The organism is Parafrankia sp. FMc2, from assembly GCF_041008525.1.
GTDB lineage: Bacteria > Actinomycetota > Actinomycetes > Frankiales > Frankiaceae > Parafrankia.
Genome location: NZ_JBFLUG010000076.1, coordinates 26,341 through 36,579, shown reverse-complemented (window position 1 = coordinate 36,579; position 10,239 = coordinate 26,341). Strand labels below are relative to the sequence as shown.

9 protein-coding genes are annotated in these 10,239 nt (G+C 74.9%); 7 read left to right on the top strand and 2 right to left on the bottom strand.

Annotated features, from left to right (window positions below):
• Window positions 1-571: 571 nt before the first annotated feature.
• Window positions 572-1,999, top strand: a complete 1,428-nt coding sequence (locus tag AB1460_RS23210) for a hypothetical protein (protein ID WP_368964069.1) — start codon at window positions 572-574, stop codon at window positions 1,997-1,999.
• A gap of 55 nt (window positions 2,000-2,054) precedes the next feature.
• Here AB1460_RS23210 and AB1460_RS23205 read toward each other — a convergent pair whose 3' ends face one another.
• On the bottom strand, window positions 2,055-3,371 hold the full coding sequence (locus tag AB1460_RS23205) for a DUF1015 domain-containing protein (protein ID WP_368964068.1): 1,317 nt from the start codon (window positions 3,369-3,371) through the stop codon (window positions 2,055-2,057).
• 443 nt (window positions 3,372-3,814) lie between these two features.
• On the opposite strand from AB1460_RS23205, the gene AB1460_RS23200 reads away from it, so the two are divergent.
• Window positions 3,815-4,258 carry a tetratricopeptide repeat protein gene (locus AB1460_RS23200; protein WP_368964067.1) on the top strand — a complete coding sequence of 148 codons (444 nt, stop codon included), beginning with the start codon at window positions 3,815-3,817 and terminating at the stop codon, window positions 4,256-4,258.
• Window positions 4,255-5,424 (top strand): HAD hydrolase-like protein, encoded by a 1,170-nt coding sequence (locus AB1460_RS23195; protein ID WP_368964066.1) that lies wholly within the window; start codon window positions 4,255-4,257, stop codon window positions 5,422-5,424. The genes AB1460_RS23200 and AB1460_RS23195 overlap by 4 nt, the downstream gene beginning before the upstream one ends.
• Window positions 5,425-5,449: 25 nt before the next feature.
• On the opposite strand, the gene AB1460_RS23190 is transcribed toward AB1460_RS23195, so the two are convergent.
• The gene (locus AB1460_RS23190; protein WP_071085713.1) at window positions 5,450-5,788 is read right to left on the bottom strand and encodes an alkyl sulfatase C-terminal domain-containing protein; all 339 of its coding nucleotides are present in this window, start codon (window positions 5,786-5,788) and stop codon (window positions 5,450-5,452) included.
• A 236-nt stretch (window positions 5,789-6,024) separates the two neighbouring features.
• Here AB1460_RS23190 and AB1460_RS23185 point away from each other — a divergent pair, with 236 nt between their 5' ends.
• From AB1460_RS23185 to recN, 4 genes are all read left to right on the top strand, one after another.
• Complete coding sequence (locus AB1460_RS23185; RefSeq protein ID WP_368964065.1) at window positions 6,025-6,276, top strand: hypothetical protein; 252 nt, start codon at window positions 6,025-6,027, stop codon at window positions 6,274-6,276.
• 17 nt (window positions 6,277-6,293) lie between these two features.
• Window positions 6,294-7,316 (top strand): TlyA family RNA methyltransferase, encoded by a 1,023-nt coding sequence (locus AB1460_RS23180; RefSeq protein ID WP_368964063.1) that lies wholly within the window; start codon window positions 6,294-6,296, stop codon window positions 7,314-7,316.
• The gene (locus AB1460_RS23175) at window positions 7,316-8,230 is read left to right on the top strand and encodes an NAD kinase (protein WP_368964062.1); all 915 of its coding nucleotides are present in this window, start codon (window positions 7,316-7,318) and stop codon (window positions 8,228-8,230) included. The genes AB1460_RS23180 and AB1460_RS23175 overlap by 1 nt, the downstream gene beginning before the upstream one ends.
• A 77-nt stretch (window positions 8,231-8,307) precedes the next feature.
• Window positions 8,308-10,059, top strand: a complete 1,752-nt coding sequence (gene recN / locus AB1460_RS23170; protein ID WP_368964061.1) for a DNA repair protein RecN — start codon at window positions 8,308-8,310, stop codon at window positions 10,057-10,059.
• Window positions 10,060-10,239: the final 180 nt, after the last annotated feature.

The following is a 10,239-nucleotide window of genomic DNA, read 5'->3' as shown; positions in this document are numbered from 1 at the left end:
CAGTGAGCGGCCGGAGCGGCCTTCGCGTCCGTACAACAGTGAGCGGCCGGAGCGGCCTTCGCGTCCGTACAACAGTGAGCGGCCGGAGCGGCCTTCGCGTCCGTACAACAGTGAGCGGCCGGAGCGGCCTTCGCGTCCGTACAACAGTGAGCGGCCGGAGCGGTCCTCGCGTCCGTACAACAGTGAGCGGCCGGAGCGGCCTTCGCGTCCGTACAACAGTGAGCGGCCCGAGCGAGGCACCGGCCCCAGCCGGACAGCTGGTGGCGCGATGGCCAGCCGCCGCCCGGATGATGGTCGTCCGGGCCAGCGTCCCTTCGTTGACCGCCCTGCGGGTGACCGGCCCGAGCGGCCCCGGGGGACCCGCCCGGACGGGTCGGCCCCCGAGCGCAGAGAACGGCCGGCCGGGTCCAGCGGGGCTGGGCGACCGGAGTCCCGGGGCCGGTTCGCGACCGACAGGCCGGCTCGCGGTGGTACCGGAGGGCCCGACCGTTCGGCCCGTGGAGGTGGCGTTGGCCGTCCGGCCCGTGGCTCTGGCGGCGGGTTCGACCGTCAGGCCCGCGGAGGAGCAGGCGTGGACAGGCCTGCCCGTGGTGGTGCCGGCGGCCACGGCCGTTCGGGGCCGGCACGGGACGGTGCGGCCCCGCGCCGTCGTCCGCCGGCTCCCCCGTTGCCGGACAAGGCCCGGGCCGAGCTGCTCGACCGGGACATCCGACGCGACCTGCGGAGCGTGCCAGCACCGCTCGCGGAGACCATTGCCCGGCATCTCGTTGCTGCCGCAATGCTTGTCGACGAGGATCCCGCCCTGGCTCTGGAACATGCACGGGCGGCTGCCGCGAGGCTGCCGAGAATGGCGGCTGTCCGCGAGGCGGTCGGTGTCGCTGCTTACCACGCCGGCGAGTACGCGGCGGCGCTGCTGGAACTGCGCGCAGCTCGCCGTATCGACGGCTCGCCGCACAACCTGCCGCTGATCGCCGACTCGGAGCGTGGCCTCGGCCGGCCGGAGCGCGCAGTGGACTGCCTGTCGGACCCCGGAGCTGCTGAGCTCGACGCCGCCGGGCGCATCGAACTGCTGATCGTCGTCTCCGGCGCCCGACGGGACATGGGCCAGCCGGAAGCCGCTGCGGTGCTGCTCCGAGAGCACGCGACGGCCCGGACGGAGCCCAGGCCCTGGACGCCCCGCCTCTGGTACGCCTACGCCGAGGCATTGCTGGCTTCAGGTCGTCCGGTCGAGGCGCTCCGCTGGTTCACGGCGACGGCCGGTATCGACGAGGACGAGACCGACGCAGCCGAACGGATCTACGAGCTCACCGTCATCGACGATGACGATGACGATGACGCCGATGGCGCGGACGACGCCAGCGCCGACGCAACCGACGCCGGAACTGACGGAGTGGAGCGAGCGGCGAGCATTCGTGGCACGGAGGCCGAGGCAGCTCCGACGGATGTGGCTGAGACAGCTGTGGCCGAGGCGGTTGCCGCGGGAGCGGAGGCCGCTGGGCGGACCCCGACCGAACCACGGGTGACCGGGTCGGGCGATGCTGGCGCGGCGGCTGACGAGAGCGGCCGGACGGCTGCGGGCGAACCCGTTGCTGCGGCGCGGGCCGAGAGCGCGCCTGCGGGTGTGGACGTTTCCGCGGGCGAGCGGGCCGCCGAGGCCGGATCGGCCGAGGGCGAAGTGCCTGGGGACGCGCTGTCCCAGGACGCAGCGACAGGCGAGGCGGAGTCGGCGGAGCGTGTGGCCAGGCCCGCGCTCGAGGGCCCGGTGGACGAGAGCGCCCACGCCGGGGAGTCCGCCGGGGAGTCCGCACCGGGTGCGGACGAGGCCACGCCGGCTGTGTCCGAGGCCGCGGTCGACTTCTCGGCTGCTGGCGAGGGGACCGCGGCGACCGCCGCCGCCGACAGTGCCGCCCCCATCCCGGAGATCATTTTTTCGGATGCTCCGGACGGCGGGGAACAGTCCGCGGCGCCGTCCCGCGCGCAGGACCAGCCGCCGGCCTGATGGGGATCCACCGCCCGGGACCGTCGTGTGCGGACGTCCCGGGCGGTGTCGCCGATCAGTCCAGCGGGCGCATCACCAGGCCGGTACGTGGCTTGGGGGTGAAGAGGGTGGACTTGCGGGGCATCCGTTCCGCGGCTCCGGCGACGGCGATGACGTCCGTGACCGGGGTCGGGTTGAGCAACAGCGCCACGCCGCCGTGGGTCTGGGCGGCGGCGACCGCGGCCGGGGCGTCGTGGTGGTAGTCGACGACGCCGACCGTGTCCTCCAGCCCCCAGACGTCGGAGATCAGGGCGAGGTGCGCCACGGTCACATCCAGGCCGCGGAAGGCCGCTGACCGGTCCGCGGGAAGGGCTCGGCCGAGCAGGTCGGCTGTGGGCCGGGTCAGCAGGTAGGCAGCCGAGCCGTCGGCGATGACGAAGGCGTGGCCGTCGAGGCCGGCCTTCGCGAGATCGTCCAGCAGGCCGGCGAGGGCGCCCGCGGTGTCGCCGCCGGTGGTGAGTGGGCGCACCGTGAAGAACTGCTCGGCCCGGGCGACCGCGTCGGCCAGGGTGAGGCCGCGGACGGCGCGGTGGATCGGGTGCACCTGCGGGCCGCTGACGGTCGCGTCCACCAGGAAGGTGAGCCCGTGGTCCCAGGGGCCGTCGCCGTCGCCCGCCGCGTGGCGTTCGGCCTGGTACTGGCGGTAGGTCGCGTAGCGGTGGTGACCGTCGGCGATCACCGCCCGGCGGGGGAGCAGGTCGGCCGCGATGACGTCCAGGGCGGCCGGCTCCTCGATCGTCCACAGTCGGTGGGTCACGCCGTCGGCGGTGCTGACGTCCATGAGTGGTTCGGTGCGCACGGCGGCCGCGACGGCCTCGCTGGCGGCGCCGCCCCCGTCGTAGAGAAGGAAGATCGGTTCCAGGTTCGCCTCGGTCGCCCGGGTCAGGGCGAGACGGTCGGAGACCGGACCGGCCATGGTGTTCTCGTGCGGCAGCACGATCTGCGCGTCGGGGTCGGCGAGCGCCAGCGCCCCGACGAGACCGCGCTGGACATGGCCGTCCTGACGCTGCTCGTAGACGTAGAGCCGCGGGCTGGTGTCACGGACCAGGACGCCGCTGGCGAGCCAGCGGCGGAGCGTCCGCGCCGCCCGTTCGTACCGGTTCGCGCCGTCGTCGGCGCTGTCCGGGTCGCGGGGCAGGATCAGCCGGACAGCGTTGTGTTCCGCCGCCGCCTCCAGCTCGGCGCGCTCGTCGTCGTCGATGACGTCGTAGGGCGGCGAGGTCAGCGCGGCGAGTTCCGGGCCCGCGGCGGAGAAACGTGCCGCGCGGAACGGGGCGAGGACCAGGCCGGCAGGAACGGGTACGGCGGCGTCGGAGGCAACCATGACGCGCATCGTAGGTGCTTGCGCGCTCCCGCCGGGGGCCGCCGTGGCGCAGATCCGTCCGTCGGCCAGTGCGGTGAGGTCCCGTGAGGTCCGGTGGCGGCGTCCGGCGGGGTCCGGCGGCGGCCGGCGGGGTCCGGCGGCGTCCGGCGGCGCGGGTCCGGGTGGCGTGGAAGACAGGCCGTTATTCCGATGTTGAGGCATCTGAGTGCCGCTTACGGTGACACTGGTGAGGAGGGTGGGACGCCTCCCTCCCACCTGTGTCGCCGAGGACGCCGGCCGGTGGGGTTGGTCGGGTGTGGGCCGGCTGGCTCCGGTGCGGTCGTCGCGCCGCGTGATCGTGCTCGGCACTGATCGCGCGGGCCCGTGGCGCGGCCTGGTGTGGCGTCCTGGTGGTACTGGTGCCGCCGCCGCGGTGGCCACAGCCGTGGCGGTCCGGACGACGTGGAGGTGCCATGACGGAGGAGTTCGGTTTTCCTGGAGGCAACGGCGTTCCGCGCGGCAGCGGCTTCGCGGGCAACGGTTCCCCGGCCGGGGAGGTCTACGACTGGTATACCCGCGGGATGGCCCTGCTCGGGCATGGCGACGCGAACGCCGCCGTGCAGCTGCTCGGCCACGCGGTCGCCGCCGAGCCGGCGTCGCCCAGTGTCCGTGAGGCGCTCGGCCGGGCGCAGTTCGAGGCGGGGCAGTACGCCGACGCTGTGCGCACCTTCGCCTGGATCGTCGACCGGCACCCGACCGACGACTACGCCCAGTTCGGTCTGGGTATGGCCGCCCATCGCACCGGTGACCTGCGGGTCGCGGTGGAGCACCTGGCGCTCGCCGTGGCGATGCGGCCCGACCTGGCCCACTACGGCGTCGCACTGCGCGGGGCACGTGCCGCGCTGAACCGCGCATGACGCCACCGTCGGCACCGGCCAGGGCGCCGCTGTCGGGGACGTCCCGCCCGCTCACGTCGCTGTTCGACGTCGCCCTGCTCGATCTGGACGGGGTCGTGAACCGCGGCGAGCGGGCGGTCCCGCATGCGGCGGCCGCGATCGAGGCCGCGGGCCGTGACGGGATGCGCTCCGTCTACGTGACGAACAACGCGCTGCGCACGCCGGAGACCGTCGCCGAGAGGCTGACCGGCTTCGGTGTTCCGGCTACCGCCGCCGAGGTGGTGACATCGGCGCAGGCGGCCGCGCACGTGCTGGCGCAACGGTTGCCGGCGGGTGCGGCGGTGCTGGTCGCCGGCGGCGCGGGGCTGTGGGAGGCGGTGCGTGCGGAGGGTCTGTCGCCGACGTCCTCGGCCGATGACCGGCCGGCCGCGGTGGTCCAGGGTTTCGACCCGGAGATGACCTATGCCCGGCTGGTCGAGGCGGTGCTGGCGGTCCGGGCGGGCGCGTGGTGGGTCGCGAGCAACACGGACCTGACGGTGCCGACCGAGCGTGGTCTGGCGCCCGGTAACGGCGCGCTGGTCGCGTTCGTCCGCGCTGCGACCGAGGCCGAGCCGGTGGTGACCGGAAAGCCGGAGCTGGCGATGCACGCCGAGTCGGTGCGGCGCAGCGGCGCCCGCGAACCGATCATCGTCGGGGACCGGCTCGACACCGACATCGAGGCGGGGTTTCGGTCCGGAACACCGACCCTGCTGGTCTTCACGGGGGTGACCGGGCCGGCGGAGCTGCTCGCGGCGCCACCGCAGCATCGCCCGACGTTCCTCGCCGCCGACCTGCGCGGGCTGCTGCGCCCGCAGCCGGCCGCGGTGGCGGCGGACGGGGCCTCGCGCTGCGGCTCCTGGGCCTGCGTGCTCGACGGGCGGACGCTGCGCTGGCGCCCCAACGCCGGTGCGAACACCGCTGGTGCGAACACCGCTGGTGCGAACACCGCTGGTGCGAACACCGCTGGTGCGAACGCTGCCGATGCGGACGCCGGCGGTGACGAAGCCGGCGGTGACGACGGTCTGGATGCGCTGCGGGCGGCCTGCGCGCTGGTCTGGTCGGCCGCCGACGCCGGGCACGAGCTGACGGCGCTGGCGGACGAACGCCCACCGGGATGTGAGGATCTTCGCCTGCCGGCGGCCCGATGAGCTGTCTCAGCGCCGATGATCTGCCTCAGAGCAGTGAGCGGACCCGCAGGAGATCACGGATGCTCGCGTCGACCTTGAGCCGTCCGCTGGCCCAGGCGGTACTCACCGAGAGCGTTCCTTCGGTGACGGCGAGCAGGTCGTCGCTGCTCAGCGTGAGGGTGATCTGGGCGCCCGGGTGTTCGCCCTCGCCGATGTCCTGCAGAAAGCCGTCGCGGAGATGGCCGGAGAACGTGGTCGCCAGGTCCGGGATGCGGCATGAGATGACGCGATCGGGGGTTCGCGGCGGACGGCGGCCCCGGGCGAGCTCGTCGAGGCGGGAGGCGAGGGCGCGCAGCGCTGCCTCACACTGCACACGGTCGGCCATGCCGGACGTTCCCCTCCTCGGCGCCGGGCCGGGACCCGGACGGCTCGGATCCCCCGGCCAGAGACACTAACGCCCGGACACGCTCTCTGACCGGACCCGCTCGGCCCGGCGGGCGGGGCGGGAGCGGCGGGGTGAGAGCGGCGGGCGGGCACGGCGGATGTGAGGGCAGCCACGTGCGCCCCGGCTGATGCGGTGGCCGGCCACCAGCGTCACACCGAATGCGAGAGGCTTGTCCGGTGAACACCGACGAACTGCCCGCCGAGCTGACAGCGGCACTCGCGCGGCTCGCCACGCTCCCCGGCCGGCCGGCCGCCGAGCACCTGGAGGTGTTCGAGGACGTGCACCGGCTCCTGGAGGAGTCCCTGCAGGATCTTGCCGGTGGGCCCGCTGGCCGCGGTGTGCCGGGCCCACCTGCCGGTTCCGGTCCGCAGGCGGGTTCGGGTGTGCCCGGGGCGCCCGGCGCGGGTGGCGCCCGGGCTCCTCGGTGAGGCGGGCGGGATCGTCGATGGCACGTCGGACCCGTCTGGACGTCGAGCTCGTCCGTCGCCGGCTGGTGTCCTCCCGGGAGCGGGCGGCCGAGGCGATCTCCGCCGGCCGGGTCCGTGTCGGCGGGGTCCCGGCGGCGAAGGCCGCGACGATGGTCGACACGTCGGCGTCGATCGTCGTCGTGACCGAGGACGATCCGGGCTACGCCTCCCGCGGTGCGCACAAGCTGGTCGGCGCCTTCGAGGCGTTCGGCGCCCCGCCACCGCCTCCCAGCCCCGCGGATCCCGACTCCGCAGGTCCCGACTCCGCAGATTCCGGCCCCGCGGAGGCGGGATCGATGCCGGCCCCGCGGCCCGGGCTGGTCGTGGCGGGGCGGCGCTGCCTGGACGTCGGAGCCTCCACCGGCGGTTTCACCGACGTGCTGCTGCGGTACGGCGCCCGGGAGGTGGTGGCTGTCGACGTCGGCTACGGGCAGCTTGTCTGGCGGCTGCGCGCGGATCCGCGGGTTCTCGTGCTGGACCGGACGAACGCCCGCCACCTGTCCCTCGAGCAGGTCGGGGAGCCGGTGGAGCTGGTCGTGGGTGATCTGTCGTTCATCTCGCTGGAGCTGGTGCTGCCGGCGCTGCGCGCGTGCGCCGTGCCCGGCGCCGACTTCGTCCTGTTGGTCAAGCCGCAGTTCGAGGTCGGGCGGGAGCTCCTCGGCGCCGGCGGTGTTGTCCGTGATGTGGCCCTGCACGCGAGTGCGGTGCGGTCCGTCGCCGAGGCGGCCCTGGGTCTGGGGCTCGGCGTCCGCGGGGTGGTCGCCAGCCCCCTGCCTGGGCCCGCGGGCAACGTCGAATACCTTCTGTGGCTGCGTGCCGATGCCGTGCCGGGCTCGGGGGAGGTCGAGGCGATGATCGCCGGTGCGATCGCGGCGGGACCCGCGGGTGACCGGGCCGGCTCCGGCCCGCAGCCGTTCGGCCCGGGGCCCGGCCTGCCGGACCCGGGATCGTCGGGCCCGACCGGGTCCGCCTCTCCGACCACTCCCCCGAGGACCGGCTGATGACCCGTGAGGTGCTCGTCGTCACCCATCCCCGCCGCTCCGTGGTGAGGGAGAGCGCACAGCGGGTGCTGGAGATGCTCGGCGCGGCCGGTGTCTCCCCGCGGGTCCTGCGCGACGAGGCGGAGCTGCTCGACCTCGCCGCGCCGAACGTGGTCCCGGCGGATGTCGACGCCGCCGTCGGGGCCGAGCTGGTGCTCGTCCTGGGGGGCGACGGCAGTCTGCTGCGGGGAGCGGAGTTCGCGCGGTCGGCCGACATCCCGCTGCTCGGCGTCAACCTGGGCCACGTCGGGTTCCTGGCCGAGGCGGAGCCCGACGCGCTGGCGGCCACGGTCGAGCACGTGGTGCGCAAGGAGTACTCCGTCGAGGAGCGGATGACCGTCGACGTGACGGTCCGCCACCAGGGTGAGGTGATCTACACCGGCTGGGCGCTCAACGAGATGTCGCTGGAGAAGGTCGAGCGGGCCCGGATGCTGGAGTGCGTCCTGGAGATCGACGGCCGGCCGCTGTCACGGTGGGGCTGCGACGGCGTGATCTGCTCGACACCGACGGGGTCGACGGCGTACGCGTTCTCCGCCGGCGGGCCGGTGATGTGGCCGGGGGTGGAGGCGCTGCTCGTCGTGCCGATCAGCGCCCATGCGCTGTTCGCCCGGCCGCTGGTCCTCGCGCCGGGGGCGACGGTGGCGATCGAGGTCCTGCCGGACGTCCCGGCGGTGCTGTACTGCGACGGGCGCCGGCTGGTGGACGTCCCCCAGCTGTCACGGGTCGAGGTGGTCCGGGGGCGGCGCCCGGTGCGGCTCGCGGTGATCAGACCACGGCAGTTCACCGATCGCCTCGTCGCCAAGTTCGACCTGCCGGTGGCCGGCTGGCGGGGCGAGCGGCGCGCTGACCGGCACCTGCGCCCGCCCGGGACGTGACGGGAATCGGCGGCTCGCCCGTCATTCCCCGTTTTCCGGGTGCCGGGTGAGGGGTGGGTGACGCTAGAGTTCGGGGCGTGCTCGAGGAGATTCGTATCCGCGGGCTCGGCGTGATCGATGACGCGGTCCTCGATCTGGCACCGGGGCTGACGGTGGTCACCGGTGAGACCGGCGCCGGCAAGACCATGATCGTGCAGGGGCTCGGCCTGCTGACCGGCGGGCGGGCCGATTACGCCCTGGTCTCCTCGCGGCTGGGGCGTGCCTCCGTCGAGGCCCGGCTCGTCGTGCCGCCCGACTCCGCGCTGGTGAAGCGGGTCCGCGAGCTCGACGGGGAGCTCGACGAAGATGTGATCATCGTGGGGCGCACGTTGACCGCGGAGGGCCGTTCGCGGGCGCAGCTCGCCGGCCGGTCCGTGCCCGCGAGTGTCCTCGCCGAGATCACCGAGAACGCGATCGCCGTCCACGGCCAGTCGGAGGCGCAGCGGCTGCGGCGTCCCTCGACCCAGCGGGACGCGCTCGACCGGTTCGCCGGGCCTGCCGTCGCCGAGCCGCTCGCCCGCTACGGGCGGGTCCACGCGCGGCTGGCGAAGGTGCGGGCGCAGCTCACCGAGATCACTGGGCGGGCCCGGGAGCGCGTGCAGGAGGCCGAGCTGCTGCGCCTCGGGCTCGACGAGGTCGAACGGGTCGCCCCGCAGCCCGGGGAGGACGTGGCGCTCGGCGCCGAGCTCAGCCGGCTGGAGCACGCCGAGACGCTGGTGCAGGCGGCGCGGTCCGCGCACGGCGCCCTCGTCAGCGATCCCGCCGTCGGTGACGACGTTCCGGGGGCGGTCGACCTTGTCGGTGCCGCCCGCCGGGTCGTCGCCTCCGACGCCTCCCTCGACCCGGCGCTCGGCGAGCTGGCGAGCCGCCTCGCCGAGGTCGCGACCCTGCTGACCGACGTCGCCGCCGACCTCGCGTCCTACGGGGCGGGGGTCGAGTCAGACCCGGCGCGGCTCGCGCATGCCCAGGCGCGCAAGGCCGAGCTGACGGCGCTCGCCCGCGCCCACGGTACCGACGTGGACGGTGTGCTGGCCTGGGCCGAGACAGCCGGGCGCCGGCTGCTGGAGCTCGACGGCGACGGCGACCAGTCCGGCGCGCTGGCGGCCGAACGCGACGAGCTGACCGCCGAGCTCGCCGCGCTGGCGGAGCGGATCAGCGCCGCCCGGTCCGCCGCCGCCGAGCGGTTCGGGGCGGCGGTGGCGGCGGAGCTCGCCGGCCTGGCGATGCCCAGGGCGCGGGTCGAGGCGGTCGTCGTGCAGCGCGACGACCCCGGGGGGTTGCCCGTCCGCGGCCGGGTGGTGGCCTTTGGCCCGAGCGGCATCGACGACGTGGAGCTGCGGCTGGTGCCGCATCCGGGGGCCCCCGCCCGCCCGGTCGAGAAGGGCGCCTCCGGCGGTGAGCTCTCCCGGGTGATGCTGGCGATCGAGGTGGTGCTTGCCGCCGCCGACGCCGGCGCGACCATGGTGTTCGACGAGGTCGACGCAGGTGTGGGCGGTCGCGCCGCGGTCGAGATCGGCCGCCGGCTCGCCCGGCTCGCCCGCACCCACCAGGTCCTGTGCATCACGCACCTGCCACAGGTCGCGGCGTTCGCCGACCGGCACCTGGTCGTGCACAAGGCCGAGGACGGTTCGGTGACCCGCAGCGGCGTGGTGGCGCTCGACGGGTCCGAGCGGGTGCGCGAGCTGTCCCGGATGCTGGCGGGCCAGGAGGAGAGCACGCTGGCCCGCGGCCACGCCGAGGAGCTCCTTGCCGCCGCGGCGGCGGACAAGGCCGAGCTGGCCCGCCCGTGACCCCCGCCGCATGACGGCAGCCGTCCCGCCGGTGGCTCGCCGGTCCGTCGCTCGCCGGCCCGTGGTGCGGTGGTCCGTGGTGCGCCGGTCCGCGGTGCGGTGGTCCGCGGTGCGGTGGCCTGTGGCAGGGCGCCTGGCAGGTCTGTTCAGCCCGGTGTTACCGTGAAGACCCGTGGAGGC